The following is a 16,939-nucleotide window of genomic DNA, read 5'->3' on the forward strand; positions in this document are numbered from 1 at the left end:
TTTTTATTTAAAGAAAAGGATACTTAAGATCGTTAAGATTGCCGCTCCACCTTGCTTGAGAATGATTTTTTTATCTGCAGTTAAGGCACCATAGGTCGCTGCTCCTATGACAAATAAAACAAAGATTGTTACGATTTCTAAGCTATGTGAGAAATAAATTCCGTAAATAAGAAACACCCCAATCAAGGCATTGTAAATTCCTTGGTTTTTAAACAGTGAGGTGACAGATGGTCGTGCTAATTCTTCCTTGTTCATATTAAAGACACGGCTGGTTGCGTCTGATTGGGTTGCGATACTTTCCAAATAAAAAATATAAAAATGCTCGAGGGCAACGATAGTTGCTAAGATAGTAGTAATGATTGACATCGTTTTCTCCTTAAAATTCTATTTTTTCTAAACCTGAGACTAGTTTCGTCAGTAAAGCCGTCAGTTTTTTCTGTTCGGCTGTCGATAAGATGCTCTCCATCTGCTCCTTCACTTTCAAGTGATGTCTAGGTGGACTAAGCAAGAGTTGATTCTTGGCTTCTTGGGTTAATTCAACTAAAACTTCCCGCTGATTGACCGGATTACGCTTACGACTGACATAGCCTTCTGACTCCAGTATCTTAAAATGGCGGGTCAAGGCTGCTTGGTCAATCCGTAACTTCTCCTGAACAGCAATTTGGGTACAAGGTGATTTTTGTAGTAAAAACTGCAGGATTTGATAGCGGGTCAAACTAATTCCCAATTGTTTTTCAAAAAGTTGAGTGATGGTCTGATCTGTTAAATGGAGCTGGTACAGTAATTCATGTATTTCTGACATTGTTTCCTCCTTGTCAATGATTGATTTATCAATAGTTGACTTATCAAGCGTAATACAAATAAATTGACTTTGCAAGTATTTTGCTTACTCCGTTAAATTAGTCTCCTAGTCATAATCTCTCAAGGCTATGTTTTTCTATTTTATACCTGGAGTTGATTTACGCTATCTAAGAGTTTGAAAACAAAAAAAGAAGCAGAGACTGAATTAGTTTCCGCTTCTTTTTAATCATTAGTTCATAGATACGTGAACGTGGTCATAGTGGTTTTCTGTAACACTACCACGGTCTGGCATTGGATTCCATGTGTAGGCTGGTCCATATTTGCTATCGAATGGTGCATAGAAACGTTGTTTCCAGATGATGTAGCTGATGCCACGGCTAGCCATATTTTGGATAGCATAATCCGCAATTTGGTCTCCGAGAGCTGAGCTTACTGGAACCATAAAGTCAATGGCAAGACCTTTTCCGTGGTCTCCACTATCACCAGGACGGTAGCCGCTAAATGATGTAATACCAAACAAGTTCGCAACTTCTTCTTTAAAGGCAGCCGTTTGTGGTTGAAGACCTGCATTTTCTGATTTCGTAGCTGCGATACTTGCATAATCAGGTGCTGCTGGTGCTGCATAAGTTGTTGATGCACCTTGGCTTGCTTCAGCTTGGTAAGTTGATGGTGCTGATTGTACTTCTGTTACAGCTTCTGTTGTTGCTTCCGTAGTTGCTTCAGCAACTGTTGTGGTTGTTTCTTCCACTACAGGTGTTTCTGTTACTGGTGCTGCAGCCTCAGTAGTAGCTTCTGTTGTTGCTTCTGCTACAGGCTCTGCTACTGGTGTTGCTACTTCGGTAGTAGCTTCTACAGCTGGTGCTGCAGTTTCTGTTACAGCTTCTTCATTAGCTTGTGAATCTGTTGTTTCTGCTACAACTTCTGTTTCTTCAACTGGTTGAGTTAAATCTTCAACTTTTACAGTTTGGTCATCTACGATTACTTGGTTCTTTTTCAAATCTGCTGTTGCACTTGCTACATCAGAACCTACTTCTTCAGGTGTGTATACCTCAACACCTGTTACTTCTTCTTGTTCATTAACGATTGTAGTCAATACAGTATCTGGGAAAATCAAGTCAATATTCGTAATCTTGTTCAAGTTAGCAAGGACATTTAAGTCAACTCCCAAAGCTTCCGCAATCGTGCTTAAGGTATCTCCATACTTAATTGTATAACTTGTTTTATTCTCACTTTTAGCAACATCGTTTTGAATTTGCTCAACTGTACGTGGTGACCATGCAACTTCCTCTGCTTGAGCTGCCAAGGCAGGGGCAATTGATAAAGCTACCGTTGATGCTAAAATAATTCTTTTCTTCATACTATTCAAACTCCTTCTTCAAATGTAGTACCTGTCTATCATAACATAAAGAAAAAAGAAAAAAAGCCCTTTTGGGGCTATTTAACAGAACTGTACATTCGTTGTAACAAATCACATTACTTGAAATAGTTTGTTAGTTTCTTGTCATCAAGCTGACACATTCTTCCTAAAATACTCTAGAAAGAAAGCGAGCTAATATCTTCTAATTGCTCTATCTGTTGATTACAAGCTGCGGGAGAGGCAAGGAAATTGATACTCTGGATGCCACTGTTTTGAGCAAATTCGATATCCAAGGTTCTGTCGCCTATATAATAGGTACGATCTGGGTTTAAATGGTATTTATTGATAAGGTAGGTGGCTGCTTCTGGACTTGGTTTGCGGGCAAATCCGCTCTGGCTAGTCAAGATTTCTGTAAAATAAGAATCCAATCCTAGAGCACGTAAAATGGTAAAGGCATTTTCTCCTTTATGAGTATAGACAAATTGCTGAATTCCTCGCTGATCTGCCCAAGCTAGAACCTCACGTGCACCTGACATCAAGACGACTTGGGCATTCTTTTCGGACAAACTCCGAGCTCGAACTTGATTGAGAAGCCCTACATCTAGTCCTCGTTCTTTTGCCACTTGCTCCAATAAATCCTGGACAGAATATTTCAAGATAAAAGCTCGAACTTCTTTCTTGTTATAAGGAAGAGAAAACCGACGATAGGTTTCTTCAATCCCTGCTAAGATGGCTTCATAAGAATCCAACAAGGTTCCATCCAAATCCCAAATAAAAGCTGTTTTTTGCATTTCTTATCCTTTCGATATCATATAAACTTGGTAACGATAACGTAGGAAAATCCAACGGAAACTATTATCCAAAAGCGTTCCTGCCCAAATACCAGGCAAGCCCCAACCAAGAACAATTCCCATCAAGTAACCTGTTCCGATACGGATACACCACATCCCGATACTTGTTGCATAAAAGGGAAGGCGGGCATTTCCCAAACCCTGCCAGACAGCTGTATAAATGACTGTCCCCGTCGTCATAGGAGTCCCTAGTAGAGAGAACAGCGTCACTAAAACACTGGCTTTAATAACCGCAGAATCACTGGTGTAGAGGTAACTTAGTGGTGTTCCGAGAGCATAGATACTAAGCGTCAAGGGCAACATGAGAAAGAGGGATAGCCAAAAAGTTTGCCTACTGAGCTTGTCCACCCTTGCCCAATCATTCTCCCCTACTGCTCGTGCCACCTGCATGACTGTTGCCGTGGCAACACCGAAAACAGGCATGTAGTTAAATTGAGTCAAAACTTCACCGATAGCATTTCCCGCGACTGCCTCCGTCCCAAAGGAAACAACCAAGGCAATAATGACTACATCACCAGCCCTCATCATGAGACGTTCTCCCGCTGCAGGTAAAGCCAGAGTCAGCAAGTCTTTGTCCAGTCCAAACCTTGGTCTCGTATATGGAAGTTTTAATTGCGACCATAAAATCACAACCCCAACCAAACGAGATAGGATGGTTCCCCAGGCTACACCAGCTATCCCCATATCAAGGATAAAAATAGCCATACTTGAAAAGACAATATTCAAGGCATTGGATAATAGACTCACATAGAGAGGAAGTCGAGGATTATGAGTAGCACGAATCAAGGCACCCAAACTAGTCATCAAACCCAGAAGAACAATTGTCCCACCAACTAATGCTAGGTAAAGTCCGCCACTTTCAGCGACCGCTTCTTCTGTCCCCAAAAGACCTATCATCTCTTGTCCTGCAAAGATGGACAAGGCTCCTAAAAATAAACTCAGTAGCAGAGTAATCTTGAGAGCTTCTGTCACATGGTAGGCCAGTCTAGACTGGTCCTTCTGCCCCAGACTTTTTGAAATGACGCTTGAAATCGCAGCTCCTAGAGCAATAAAAATTGCCTGGTAAATGGTGATAATATTGCCCGCTACAGATACACCCGAAATGGCTATCAAACCTAGATGGGCCACCAGATAACTATCCACCATTCCCATGAGCATCTGCAAGAAATTCTCACCCATGGCAGGTAAAGCTATGTTGAGAATATCCTTATTTTTCTTAAACAATCCTTCCTCCTGATGAAAAGAAACTCAGTTAGTTGCCCAACCGAGTTTACTTCCTCTGTTTTAAATCCCTAGATAAGATTCTACTGCAGCCTGCATATCTGCTGCTGCAACAGTTGTCTTGTGACGAACCGGAGCTGTTTCGAGACCATCAACTGCTGGTGGCACTGCTACTCCTGAGATTTCATGTAATTGAGCCAAGGCCTCAAAGTCACTAAGACCTGATTGTCCAGTCACAGCTTCTACTGCAACGACTGGGAATTTGTATGGACTAGCTGTTGAAGCAATCACAGTCTTAGTCGCATCACCTGTCGCTGCTTGGTATTTTTTATAAACAGCTGAGGCAACCGCTGTATGAGGATCCTCAATATAAGAATCTGATTCGTAAACACGCTTGATTTCTGCAGCTGTTTCTGCTTCTGTCGCATATTCTGCTGCAAAGAGGTCAAGGATCTCTGCATCAAAGTCTGTCAATTCATACTGACCTTGAGTGTTCAAGGCATTCATAAGTTCAGCGGTCTTTTTAGCACCATTTCCCAAAAGGTGGAAAATCAAACGCTCCAAGTTTGAAGAGACCAAGATATCCATAGACGGGCTAGTGGTTACCTTAAACTCACGCTTCTTGTCATATACACGAGTTTTGAAGAAGTCTGTCAAGACATTGTTGTCATTTGAAGCGCAGATCAACTTACCAACTGGCAAACCGATTTGCTTAGCGTAAAAGGCAGCTAGGATATTTCCAAAGTTTCCTGTCGGTACAGTGAAGTTAACCTTGTCACCAGCTTTAATCTCACCAGTTTTTACCAACTGAGCGTAGGCATAAACATAATAAACAATCTGTGGTACCAAACGGCCGATATTCATAGAGTTGGCTGATGAGAACTGGAGCTTATTAGCTGCCAATTTTTCACGAAGAGCCACATCGTTGAACATATGCTTGACGTTGGTTTGGGCATCATCAAAGTTTCCATCAATGGCGATGACATGAGTATTATCACCAGTCTGAGTGGTCATTTGCAATTCTTGCACCTTGCTGACACCGTCTTTTGGATAAAAGACGATAATTTCAGTTCCAGGTACATCCGCAAATCCAGCCATGGCAGCTTTTCCAGTGTCTCCAGATGTTGCTGTCAAGATGACAATCTTGTTTTCCAAGCCATGTTTCTTAGCAGCTGTTGTCATAAAGTATGGCAAGATAGACAAGGCCATGTCTTTAAAGGCAATGGTTGATCCATGGAAGAGTTCCAAGTTGTATTGACCATCAAGTTTGACAAGAGGAGCAATAGCTGGAGTATCAAACTTGCTATCGTAGGCATTGTTGATACAGTAGTCCAACTCTTCTGCTGTAAAGTCATCCAAGAAGGCTGACAAGACAAGTTTGGCCACTTCTTGGTAAGAAGCGTCTTTTAATGTATCAAAATCCAAATCTACCTTTGGATAGCTAACTGGAGTAAATAAACCTCCATCTGTTGCCAAACCTTGCAAAATCGCTTGGCTGGCTGTTACGGTATTTTTCGCATCACGCGTTGATTGATAAACTAATGTCATAAATCTCTATCCTTTATCTATAGTCTCATCCATTATAACATGATTTTTCAGAAAATTCTCCCTTTATAAGAAAATTATAGAGTCATTTCTTCTTTTAAAGGCTCTAAATAAGTCATTTCTCTCAGACCTCTACTCTCAAGTCCTTGCTCTGCTATAGCCAGCAAGTCTTTGGAGAACTGGACAACACCAGCTTTTTCCTCATCTGTGAGTTGTTTCTTAGAAAACTGTCGTCTCAAAGACTTGTAGTCACGGCCAAAGTTCTCAAAGAAAGGAGCGGTTTCGAGATAAGTTTCAAGCTTGTCTAGATTTACCAACAAACCTAGATGAAAGGCTGCTGAAGCAAAGGTGCGGTCTAGCGGTTGCGTACAAACACTACGGAATTCAATCGTCCCTCGAGTTGTTAAGTCTTGATATTGGTAACTACGGTGCGTCTGGAAATCCTTCTCTTGAGGAACCAGAAGAGTTTCTTTTCCATTTAGAGTATAGGCAGGAATTTCATCAGTAGCTAGGTAATCTCTAGCCCGAATTGGAGAAAAATAGTAGGTTTCCCCATCTCGTTCTGCTGTAAAAATCGCAGAGCGGTCTAGATAATCAAAGAAATCATCCTCATCTTTGAAGAGTTTTGCATTGACACCGACATTCTCTGGATAAATTCCATGCATGGATTCTTCCCAAAAGATATCTCGTGAAATCCGAGTATCCCAGTCTGCTCCCGAAAACTCAGAATTGGCAAATAAGTAAGCTTTTGCTGCTTCAATCTGAGTGAAAGCATTAATGACACGTAAGTAGTTAGCAGTCGATACATCCAACTGAACTTGACTCCCACAGATAAAGGCTCCATATTGTGGGAAGTCATGCAAATTAACTCTCTCTTGGCGACTTCCCATATGTAGGTAATCCATCAGCATCTGGTAGCGTGGATAAGCCACCGGTCGATTGTCATTCTGATCCCAGTTTGGATGAATCCCCCAACCCTGAATAGCATGATCCTTTTCGCTTAGCTTTTCCTGAATGACCTTCATATAAGCTTGAAATCGTCCTTCGACCTCTTGGATTTTCTGGGCTCTACCAAAGGCAAACTCCAAGGTCGTATAAGAAACCTCAAACAAAATCCGATCCTGACTCGCAGGTTCTACAAGTTGAATCGGATTTCCGTCCTCGTCCTCTTTCTCAACTTCCAAGCTGAGAGCATCCACCAAAAAGCGCAGTAAGTCCTTACTGACTTCAATATCTGTGGGTTTCCCTTTCGTGTGTACGATAGGAAACTCCAACTCAATCCCGATGTAGAGTTCTGGATTTTCTTTGATATTTTTTGAATAACGGCTTTTCAATATCTGAATAGAAGGGGACATACTTACCTCTCACTCTAAATTCTCTTACTAGAAACATCAATTGCTTTCTATATTATACCAAAAAACTCTATGAGAACTTGACCGAAAAACGACTTTCTACAAATTAGTGATTACTTTGAAGGTTTATACTAATTTTCCATGCAAGATTTTATGAAGTCTCGAAAAGTATTGATATATCAATATCTTCAAAAACAAACTTTCCCCTTACATTCTTAGGATTTATTATAAGTAGTTGATTTTTTGCTGAAAACGGTTTATACTTAAAGAGTCTTAAAGTTTTCTTAAACTACAAGTCAAACATTTTATAAGGAGGAATGACAATAATGAGTATCGGAATCATTATTGCGAGCCACGGTGAATTTGCCGCGGGTATTCATCAGTCAGGATCTATGATCTTTGGTGAACAAGAAAAGGTTCAAGTTGTAACCTTTATGCCAAACGAAGGTCCAGATGATTTATACGCCAAATTCAACAATGCTGTGGCTGCATTTGACGCAGAAGATGAGGTTCTAGTCTTGGCTGACCTTTGGAGTGGTTCTCCATTTAACCAAGCTAGTCGCGTAATGGGAGAAAATCCTGAGCGTAAATTTGCCATCATCACTGGACTTAACTTGCCGATGTTGATTCAAGCCTACACAGAGCGCCTCATGGATGCTAATGCTGGAGTGGATAAAGTCGCTGCGAACATCATTAAAGAAGCCAAAGATGGCATCAAGGCTCTTCCAGAAGAGCTAAACCCAGCTGAGGAAGTTGCAACTGCTGCAGCTGCTCCTGTAGCCCAAGCTGCTATCCCAGAAGGAACTGTTATCGGAGACGGTAAATTGAAAATCAATCTTGCTCGTCTTGACACACGTCTTCTTCACGGACAAGTCGCAACTGCTTGGACACCAGATTCAAAAGCAGACCGTATCATCGTTGCTTCAGATAACGTTGCAAACGACGATCTTCGTAAAGAGTTGATCAAACAAGCTGCTCCTAACGGAGTAAAAGCTAACGTTGTACCAATCAAAAAATTGATTGAGGTTGCAAAAGATCCTCGTTTTGGTGAAACACACGCCCTTATCTTGTTTGAAACACCTCAAGATGCCCTTCGTGCTATCGAAGGCGGTGTGCCAATCAAGACTCTTAACGTTGGTTCAATGGCTCACTCAACTGGTAAAACAATGGTCAATAACGTATTGTCAATGGACAAAGACGACGTTGCTACATTTGAAAAAATGCGTGATCTCGGTGTTGAATTTGACGTACGTAAAGTTCCAAACGACACTAAAAAAGATTTGTTTGACTTGATTAGCAAAGCTAACATTCAATAATTAACATTAAATAGAAAAGGAATAAAACCATGTCAGATATTTCAATCATTTCTGCTATCTTGGTTGTAGTTGTTGCCTTCTTCGCAGGTCTTGAAGGTATCCTCGACCAATTCCAATTCCATCAACCAATCGTAGCATGTACCCTTATCGGTCTTGTAACTGGTAACCTCGAAGCAGGGGTTATGCTTGGTGGATCACTTCAAATGATCGCCCTTGGTTGGGCTAACATCGGAGCTGCCGTAGCTCCTGACGCGGCTCTTGCTTCTGTTGCAGCAGCAATCATCATGATTAAGGGTGGTAACTTTACTACTGAAGGTATCGCAGTCGCAACTGCAACTGCAATCCCTCTTGCCGTAGCTGGACTTTTCTTGACTATGATCGTTCGTACAATCTCAGTTGGTTTGGTTCACACTGCAGATGCTGCTGCTAAAGAAGGAAACATTGCAGCTGTTGAACGCGCTCACTACTTTGCCCTTATTCTTCAAGGTCTTCGTATCGCTGTTCCTGCAGCCTTCCTTATCGCTATCCCTGCTTCTGCTGTTCAAGATGCTCTTAAATTGATGCCAGACTGGTTGAACGGTGGTATGGCTGTCGGTGGTGCCATGGTCGTTGCCGTTGGTTACGCTTTGGTTATCAACATGATGGCTACTCGTGAAGTATGGCCATTCTTTGCTATCGGTTTTGCTCTTGCAGCAATTTCTCAATTGACTTTGATTGCCCTTGGTGTCATCGGTGTTGCCCTTGCCTTCATCTACCTCAACCTTTCTAAACAAGGCGGAAACGGTGGCGGAGGAACTGCAACTTCTAACGATCCAATCGGTGATATCCTAGAAGACTACTAGAAAGGGGAACAATCATGGCTGAAAAAATTCAATTATCAAAATCAGATCGCCAAAAAGTTTGGTGGCGTTCACAATTCCTTCAAGGTTCTTGGAACTACGAACGTATGCAAAACTTGGGTTGGGCTTACTCTTTGATCCCAGCTATCAAGAAACTTTACACTAAAAAAGAAGACCAAGCAGCTGCTCTTGAGCGTCACCTTGAATTCTTCAACACTCACCCATACGTAGCTGCTCCAATCATGGGGGTTACTCTTGCACTTGAAGAAGAACGCGCTAACGGTACTGAAATCGATGACGCTGCTATCCAAGGTGTTAAGATCGGTATGATGGGACCTCTTGCTGGTATCGGTGACCCAGTCTTCTGGTTTACAGTTCGTCCGATCCTTGGTGCCCTTGGTGCATCACTTGCTGCAACTGGTAATATCGTTGGACCACTTCTCTTCTTCTTTGGATGGAATGCAATCCGTATGTCTTTCCTATGGTACACACAAGAGTTTGGTTACAAGGCTGGATCTGAAATCACCAAAGACATGTCAGGTGGTATCTTGAAAGACATCACTAAAGGAGCTTCTATCCTTGGTATGTTCATCCTTGCCGTTCTTGTACAACGTTGGGTATCCATCAACTTCACTATCAACCTTCCAGGTAAACAATTATCAGAAGGTGCCTACATCAACTTCCCAGAAGGTGCTGTTACAGGTGGAGAATTGAAGGGTATTCTTGGTCAAGCACTTAGTGGTATGAGCTTGGATAGCGTTCAACCACAAACCCTTCAAGGTCAGTTGAACTCATTGATTCCAGGATTGATGGGACTTCTCCTTACTTTCCTTTGCATGTGGTTGCTTAAGAAAAAAGTATCTCCAATCACAATCATCCTTGCCCTCTTTGCAGTTGGTATCGCAGCTCGTTTCTTCGGTATCATGTAATCTCGACGAGAATGTATAAACAAAAAAAGAATCAGGTTTATCATCTGATTCTTTTTTATTTTCAATTATTCTGCCAAGGCACCCATTGGATCCCAAGGTGCAAGAACGATTGGTTCTGCTTCATAAGCAGCTCGTTCTTCTGCTGTTAGCAATTCTTTACGGACAACAATTTGGTAAGTGTATTCGTCCATCCAAGCATCTGAGGCAACAAAGTAACCATCTGTACCTACTTTATCTCCCCATGAGTTTTCAACTTTCCACTTAGTTGATTTACCATTTTCATCCAAATCAACACCTGTCAAGACCATAGCGTGAGTCATCAAGCTTTCGCTGTAGTCCAAACGTCCAGCCTTGTCTTGAGTGAGTTGAATATCCATGCTTGATTCAAAGTCATAAACGTCTGTCGCAAGAATCCCTGCTTTACGGTTGCTGAGCTGGCCGACATCTGAACCAAACCAAACAGTTTCTCCTGTTTGCATTTGGGCAATCGCCAATTCTTTCAAGCGTTCCATGGGTACGTTAATGTAGCGAACTGCACGGCTACCAACAACATTTCCCAACATCTCAACTGTGTATGATTTACCGTAAGGTTTATCAGCAGTTGGAGCATTGATTACAGAAACATAGTCTTCTAGTGGAAGGTCGACATATTTCTTGTAAAACTCTTGTGGAGTGATACCTTTTTCGCTTTGGTAGTTGTTATCCTTATCGCGATAAGCAAAGTCAAATTGACGTGGTGGGAGACCTAGTGACATGGCAAGGAAATTAAAGATTTCTTGCAAGAGGTCTTCTTTCTTGGCCTGAACAGTCGCTTGGTCAGCGCCAGAAGCCAAGAGGTCACGCAAGATTTGAGCATCTTGACGAAGCAATTTGTTAAGGATTGCATTGAGCTCACGGCTGCTACTAGATGAAACAGACTCTGGATAAACAGACTTAGGAACGACACCGTATTTCTCAAAGAGAGAAACGACCATATCCCACTGACCACCATCTTGTTGTGGAGTTTGGAGTAGGAAGCTAACCTTGCGGCTTGTCAATTCTTGGTCTGCAGTCGCAATCACTTGCTCCAAGAACCAGTTAGATTTTTCATACTTGTCCCAGAAGAAGGTGTGGGCTTGTGACAATTCAAAGTTTTCCAGTTTGTATTGAGAGATGAGTTTGTGGCGGAAAGTATTAAGTGCCGCAAACATCCAGCAACGACCAGATGCTTTCTGGTTAGTGACCTTGTCCTTAGTCAAGTCAAGTGAGAAAACAGGTGTGTTGTCTACATGGCTTTGGCGACGCTCAAGGGCTGCAAAAATTCCATTGTGACTGGCAGCATTTTCGATAGCTTGGTATTTTACATTTGCTTCATAGTTGGCAAATAATTTATCTGTAAATGATTCTTGAATCGCGTTCATAAAATCCTCCTTTTTTCTTACTGTCTATTATAACTCTTTTCACAAAGGAAGCAACCAAAAACTGAAAAAGGTAGGGATATTTCCCCTACCTTTTCCGATTATCCAGTTTATTGAACACTCTCAAGCAAGCCTTCTAGTTCTTCCTTGCTTAAGCGACGCCATTCTCCACGTTTCAAATCCTCATCCAAGGTCAGAGTTCCCATGGTCAGACGTTGCAAGTCCACCACTTCCTTGCCACAGTATGCTACCATCCGTTTGACCTGGTGAAATTTCCCTTCTGCAATGGTCACTCGGACCAGGCTTTGATCCTTTTCCGTATCAATAGACACAAGCTCTAGCTTGGCAGGCTGACAGGTAAAGTCCTTGAGCGGAATGCCCTTGGCAAATGTCTCAATGTCTTCATCCGTCATGATTCCATTGACTTGTGCAAAATAGGTTTTATCTACATGGCGTTTAGGTGAAAGGAGAGCATGAGCCAGCTTGCCATCATTGGTCAAGAGCAAGAGTCCATGCGTATCGATGTCCAAACGTCCCACTGGGAAAACTTCCTTGGCACGTGCATAGTCATCCAACAAGTCCAAGACTGTCTTATGTTTAGGATCTTCAGTTGCTGAGATAACTCCTTGAGGCTTGTTCATCATGTAGTAAACAAACTCCTCATAGTCTAGCTTTTGTCCGTCAAAACAAATCTCGTCTGTCTCTTCATCAATTTGTAGCTTGGCAGATTTTTCCTTTTTGCCATTGACCGTCACGCGCCCTGACTTGAGAAAGTTTTTGACCTCAGTCCGACTCCCTACTGCACAGGCAACTAAAAATTTATCTAATCTCATAGGGCTATTATATCACAAAAAGAGAGCGGTTTTCGCTCTCTTTTTCTCGAATTATCTTTCTCCAATTTATTTTTTAATCATACTTTCTATTCCTTTGAAAAGAATTTCTGATATAGCTTCTGGATAACCTTCATAGCCATTCTGTTCTGAAAGGGCATCGATGATATTTCTAATTTGACCATCTAAGATAATGGTTACTGCAGGAACGAGTTCATCTGAACCTTCTTTTTTGAACATTTCTTGCATAATTGATACTTTGCTACTCATATTTACTCCAATCTGATTTCAAATTTTTCTCTTATTTCTTTCCCGATGTGTCATGATATCAGCGAATCGTGTTGTGATTGGTAATCTGCTATCTTTTGTCACAAATTCTAAAACAAATTCCCGGGTTGTTTCCAGATCAATCCAATTTCCACAAGAAATATATATAGGCTTGACATTTTGGTGCGTCCGTAAAACTTGTCCGTAAATTTCACCGTTTTTTACAATATTTGTGTAAGCTCCCTCACGATTTTCAGGGACAGTATATTGCGCCTCATCAATATGGTAATAGTTTTTAGCGACGCCAATCGTCGGCTTATTCAAGTAGAAAGAAGCGTGTGTCGCAATCCCCATATTGCGCGGATGCAAATATCCATTTCCATCAAACATATACAAATCTGGCTTACTATTTAAAAGCTTTACGGCTTCTAAAATCAAAGGCAACTCTCGAAAAGCTAGATAACTTGGAAGATATGGAACTCAGATTTCATCAGAGTAACTCACCTCTTCGAATACTTTCATAGTTTTACGATTGATGACGGCGATACAGGCTACACCGTATTCCTTATCTCCTTCTTTCCAATAGGCAAGGTCCACTCCTGCCACATACTGGATATCAGAAGGCATGAAATGATTCGTTAAATCAATCTGAGATCTCAAGCGATTTTGTTCTACTTCAAAGTCATGTCTCGTTTTGATAAATCAACACCCCAATTCTTTGCTCTTTCAAAATCTACCTCAGTCGGTTCTAATTTTTCATCGATAATATGACCAGCCTCATCGTACTCAATATAAGTTACTCTTGCCCCTAAAACACAATAAGTCTGTGATTTTAATGCGCCGCTTTCATAGTATTTCTTTTGAAGCCCATCAGCTGCACCGCAATCTTGAGGATTGATACTTTCAATATTTCCATTAGGATAAAACAATACATTCATTCCATGACGGAACCCATCTTTAATATAACCATAATATTCTAATTTACCATCTGGATATAAATCATAAGCTAAACCTGTAAATGGAATTTCTTCGCCAGATTCGTTCTCACAAACAATCTGTTCATAATACCATCCACCCCAATCAAGCTCTTCTTCAAAACAAACACCATTTTGAAGCACTTCTTCTTTTGTTAAAATCTTTTCTTCCATCATTCTTCAACCTTAGAATTTATTTTATAGCGTTCCTTCCACAACCAAATCATATGGAGCATACGAAAGCTCTTCGCTAGTTAATCGTTAACCAAATTAGTTTTTTTATCACTTTATTCCTCCTATGGACATTATTTACCACACAGATGTAGAGAATGAACAAGACAACAGAATAAATCAGCAATCCTAAAAACTTTGCATAGACCAGGTAAGCTATCAAGGAACCTATCAAACTGATACTACTAATACAAATAAATAAGAAAGCAAGAGTTCCATTTTTCTTTGCTATTTCAAAAAACTCGGAGTACTCAAGGTCCGTAAACAATGCAGGAAAAAGATCCAAGTCTTTGTTATAATAGTCAACTACAAATTTCCCTATGAGTAAGGAAAGACATGTACAGAGAATGAAGCTAGAGTATTTGATAGTAGGTATACTAAAAATCGTTAATCCATTCAGCAATCTAATAATGGGGAGAGAGAGTAATGTGAGTCCAAGAGTGTAGTAGTGCTGATTTTTTGATGTTTTTTCGAGAATTGAAAAGTAAAGTCTCTTTTCTTTTAAGTCAAAATAGACTATTTTGTTTTTATACAATCCTAGATTAACTAGCTTCCTATTGTTATTGATTCTTTTAGTCATCGTTCAACATCTCTTTCTCAGCCCACTGGACTTCCATTTACTCTATTCTCAGAAAATCTCTGGCCTTACTTCTTATACTAGAGAAATCTTTGACCTTTGTCAACATTTCGCAGGTGTTGGCCTTTGATAAAAACCATCATCACCTCGAGTTCGCAACAAAAAAAGCCGCCTGATTGGGCGACTTAATTTTTTTATAGGGAGATTATTATGAAAAAGTTTTAGGAGTATAAGTTAAGCTCTTCTTAACTTATGAGATAAGTATACAGCTCCTATCTTAAAGTTTCCTTAAGTATTTTTAAATGTGAGATTTTTCCATTTTACTTGCCAGTTTTTCTTAGATAAACGCTGTTGATAAAGCTTCATCCGGTCAGGATTTTCTAAGAAATGAGGAGTTGGACGAACCTGAAAGTTCAAAATATCCTCTAAACCATAAGGCGCAAAAAGCTCTAAAGTTGCGTTAGCTTGCAAGCGAAGTCCTACTGCCGTACAACGTTCGGGATATTTACTCATGGCATCGCAGGAATTTCTATACGGAGGCGTATGGGGACTGTGTTGATGCATATAGACTTGATTTTTCAATTCCCATTGGTACTGGGGAAAATCCTCTCTCAGCTTGTTTTCTATAGCCAGCGTTTCTTCATAGCTTACATCTGGATCAAAGAAAATCACATCCACATCTGTTTCACGGTCAAAGGCTGGCTTATCTGACAAGAGATTCCAGATAAAATTTCGGACCGAGCCAGCCGCCAACCAGGAATCTTTCAACTCCAAGTCACGGATGATGGTCAGAATAGCCATCATATCAGGATTTTCTCTGAAAGAGTCTAAGATTTCATCTTTATTTTTCAATGTATTCATACCCCAAATGTTCATAAGCCTTGGCTGTCGCGACCCGTCCTGAACGAGTTCGCATGATAAAGCCTTTCTGGATCAGGTAAGGTTCATACATATCTTCTACCGTCTCACGTTCTTCCGCGATATTAACAGAAAGGGTACCTAGACCGACAGGACCGCCACCGTACATTTCAATCATGGTACGGAGAATTTTCTGGTCAACATAATCCAAGCCTTCATGGTCTACATCCAGCATAGTCAAAGCCTTATCCGTAATCACATCATCAATCAAGCCATCGCCCATAATCTGCGCAAAGTCGCGCACGCGCTTGAGAAGACGATTGGCGATACGAGGAGTTCCACGACTACGGAGAGCCAACTCAGCAGCAGCTTCATGGGTAATTTCCATCTCAAAGATATCTGCCGTCCGCTCGACAATCTCTGTCAAGTCATCATGGGTATAGTATTCCATATGACCAGTAATCCCAAAACGGGCACGAAGAGGATTTGAAAGCATCCCTGCTCGTGTTGTCGCACCAATCAAGGTAAAAGGTGGCAAGTCTAGATGGACACTACGGCTAGCTTCCCCCGCACCAATCATGATGTCGATATAGAAATCTTCCATAGCACTGTAAAGTACCTCTTCTACTGACATGGGCAAGCGATGAATCTCGTCGATAAAGAGCACATCTCCTGGCTCCAAGTCATTCAAAATCGCTACCAGATCACCAGCTTTTTCGATAACAGGACCTGACGTTTGTTTGAGATTGACTCCCAATTCATTGGCAATGACAAAAGCCATGGTTGTTTTCCCGAGACCTGGAGGACCAAACAAAAGAACATGGTCCAGCGCTTCATCACGCATTTTTGCTGCTTCGATAAAGATTTGAAGCTGATCTTTAACCTTGTCCTGACCGATATATTCACGTAAATATTGGGGACGGAGGGTACGTTCTACCAACTCCTCATCACCCATGATTTCATTATCTAAAATTCTACTCATGCTCCTATTATAGCAAAAATCCGGCCCGCAAACAAAAAAGCCACCTGATTTGGTGGCTTCTTTAGGGAGATTATTATGAAAAAGAAAAGTTTAGGATTTCTATTAAATAAAGTTAGGAGGTCTTTACTTAATGATTACATGATACATGAGTAAACTTAAAGTTAACTTAAGATAAAAAAATTATTTTAATTTTTTTCGATCTACCCAAATCATTCCTGTACAATCGTAAGTAGATAAGGTTTCAAACCCCAGAGAACGGTAAAACCCCAATGTTTTTTCTGTCTGTTCAGTCGCTAATTGGACTTGGTAGGCATCCTTATAGTCAGCTAAGGCTTGCTTCATCATAGAACTTCCAATCCCTTGGCGCTGATAGCTAGGCAAAACAATCAAATCCTGGACAAAAACGGATGAAAAACCGTCTCCAACCAAACGCGCTAAACCAACGATTTTCTCACCATCACGGGCAAGATAAGTCGCTAGCGAATGAGACAAGGCCTGGGCCAACATCTGTGGCTGATTGGTATAGTTTGTCCAACCAACTGCCTGGTAGAGATGCAAAACATCATCTAGCTTGACAATTTCTTGCTTTTTAATAGTAATCATCTCAACACC

Annotated in this window: 17 protein-coding genes and 1 pseudogene; 3 read left to right on the forward strand and 15 right to left on the reverse strand. The window is 41.1% G+C overall.

Annotated elements, in window-relative coordinates; all coding sequences use genetic code 11:
- Positions 1-3 precede the first annotated feature (3 nt).
- The 7 genes from ACXYSN_RS06235 to ACXYSN_RS06265 form a co-directional block, all read right to left on the reverse strand.
- Positions 4-366, reverse strand: coding sequence for a DUF1304 domain-containing protein (locus ACXYSN_RS06235; RefSeq protein ID WP_458636507.1), 363 nt, complete (start codon positions 364-366; stop codon positions 4-6).
- 10 nt (positions 367-376) lie between these two features.
- Complete coding sequence (locus ACXYSN_RS06240; protein ID WP_458636508.1) at positions 377-802, reverse strand: MarR family winged helix-turn-helix transcriptional regulator; 426 nt, start codon at positions 800-802, stop codon at positions 377-379.
- A 228-nt stretch (positions 803-1,030) separates the two neighbouring features.
- Positions 1,031-2,158 carry a LysM peptidoglycan-binding domain-containing protein gene (locus ACXYSN_RS06245; protein WP_006151322.1) on the reverse strand — a complete coding sequence of 376 codons (1,128 nt, stop codon included), beginning with the start codon at positions 2,156-2,158 and terminating at the stop codon, positions 1,031-1,033.
- A 176-nt stretch (positions 2,159-2,334) separates the two neighbouring features.
- Entirely contained in the window at positions 2,335-2,949 is a 615-nt protein-coding gene (locus ACXYSN_RS06250) for an HAD family hydrolase (RefSeq protein ID WP_414331326.1), read from the reverse strand.
- A gap of 3 nt (positions 2,950-2,952) precedes the next feature.
- Entirely contained in the window at positions 2,953-4,233 is a 1,281-nt protein-coding gene (locus tag ACXYSN_RS06255) for an MATE family efflux transporter (protein WP_458636509.1), read from the reverse strand.
- Between the two features lie 60 nt (positions 4,234-4,293).
- Positions 4,294-5,778: a threonine synthase gene (thrC, locus tag ACXYSN_RS06260; RefSeq protein ID WP_458636510.1), complete on the reverse strand. Its 1,485-nt coding sequence runs from the start codon at positions 5,776-5,778 to the stop codon at positions 4,294-4,296.
- 74 nt (positions 5,779-5,852) lie between these two features.
- On the reverse strand, positions 5,853-7,130 hold the full coding sequence (locus ACXYSN_RS06265; protein WP_458636511.1) for a gamma-glutamylcysteine synthetase: 1,278 nt from the start codon (positions 7,128-7,130) through the stop codon (positions 5,853-5,855).
- A gap of 323 nt (positions 7,131-7,453) precedes the next feature.
- Between ACXYSN_RS06265 and ACXYSN_RS06270 the strand changes: the two genes are divergently transcribed.
- The 3 genes from ACXYSN_RS06270 to ACXYSN_RS06280 are packed head-to-tail and all read left to right on the forward strand — an operon-like array spanning position 7,454 to position 10,211.
- Positions 7,454-8,443 (forward strand): PTS sugar transporter subunit IIB, encoded by a 990-nt coding sequence (locus ACXYSN_RS06270; RefSeq protein ID WP_458636512.1) that lies wholly within the window; start codon positions 7,454-7,456, stop codon positions 8,441-8,443.
- A 29-nt stretch (positions 8,444-8,472) separates the two neighbouring features.
- Positions 8,473-9,285, forward strand: a complete 813-nt coding sequence (locus tag ACXYSN_RS06275) for a PTS mannose/fructose/sorbose transporter subunit IIC (RefSeq protein ID WP_303943287.1) — start codon at positions 8,473-8,475, stop codon at positions 9,283-9,285.
- A 14-nt stretch (positions 9,286-9,299) separates the two neighbouring features.
- A complete protein-coding gene (locus ACXYSN_RS06280) occupies positions 9,300-10,211 on the forward strand; it encodes a PTS system mannose/fructose/sorbose family transporter subunit IID (RefSeq protein WP_006149277.1) in 912 nt (303 codons plus the stop codon).
- A 65-nt stretch (positions 10,212-10,276) separates the two neighbouring features.
- On the opposite strand, the gene pepC is transcribed toward ACXYSN_RS06280, so the two are convergent.
- The 8 genes and pseudogenes from pepC to ACXYSN_RS06320 form a co-directional block, all read right to left on the reverse strand.
- Positions 10,277-11,611, reverse strand: coding sequence for an aminopeptidase C (pepC, locus tag ACXYSN_RS06285; protein WP_006152794.1), 1,335 nt, complete (start codon positions 11,609-11,611; stop codon positions 10,277-10,279).
- A gap of 107 nt (positions 11,612-11,718) precedes the next feature.
- A complete protein-coding gene (locus ACXYSN_RS06290) occupies positions 11,719-12,441 on the reverse strand; it encodes a pseudouridine synthase (RefSeq protein ID WP_458636513.1) in 723 nt (240 codons plus the stop codon).
- 66 nt (positions 12,442-12,507) lie between these two features.
- On the reverse strand, positions 12,508-12,708 hold the full coding sequence (locus ACXYSN_RS06295; protein WP_458636514.1) for a hypothetical protein: 201 nt from the start codon (positions 12,706-12,708) through the stop codon (positions 12,508-12,510).
- An 18-nt stretch (positions 12,709-12,726) separates the two neighbouring features.
- Positions 12,727-13,365 (reverse strand): annotated as a pseudogene (locus ACXYSN_RS06300) (endonuclease V).
- A gap of 11 nt (positions 13,366-13,376) precedes the next feature.
- Entirely contained in the window at positions 13,377-13,856 is a 480-nt protein-coding gene (locus ACXYSN_RS06305; RefSeq protein ID WP_458636515.1) for a toxin-antitoxin system YwqK family antitoxin, read from the reverse strand.
- Positions 13,857-14,775: 919 nt separating this feature from the next.
- Positions 14,776-15,348, reverse strand: coding sequence for a nucleotidyltransferase family protein (locus ACXYSN_RS06310; protein ID WP_458636516.1), 573 nt, complete (start codon positions 15,346-15,348; stop codon positions 14,776-14,778).
- Positions 15,329-16,327, reverse strand: coding sequence for a Holliday junction branch migration DNA helicase RuvB (gene ruvB, locus ACXYSN_RS06315; protein ID WP_317628362.1), 999 nt, complete (start codon positions 16,325-16,327; stop codon positions 15,329-15,331). The genes ACXYSN_RS06310 and ruvB overlap by 20 nt, the downstream gene beginning before the upstream one ends.
- 180 nt (positions 16,328-16,507) lie before the next feature.
- Positions 16,508-16,930, reverse strand: coding sequence for a GNAT family N-acetyltransferase (locus tag ACXYSN_RS06320; protein WP_458636517.1), 423 nt, complete (start codon positions 16,928-16,930; stop codon positions 16,508-16,510).
- Positions 16,931-16,939 lie beyond the last annotated feature (9 nt).

This window comes from Streptococcus sp. V869, assembly GCF_054353515.1.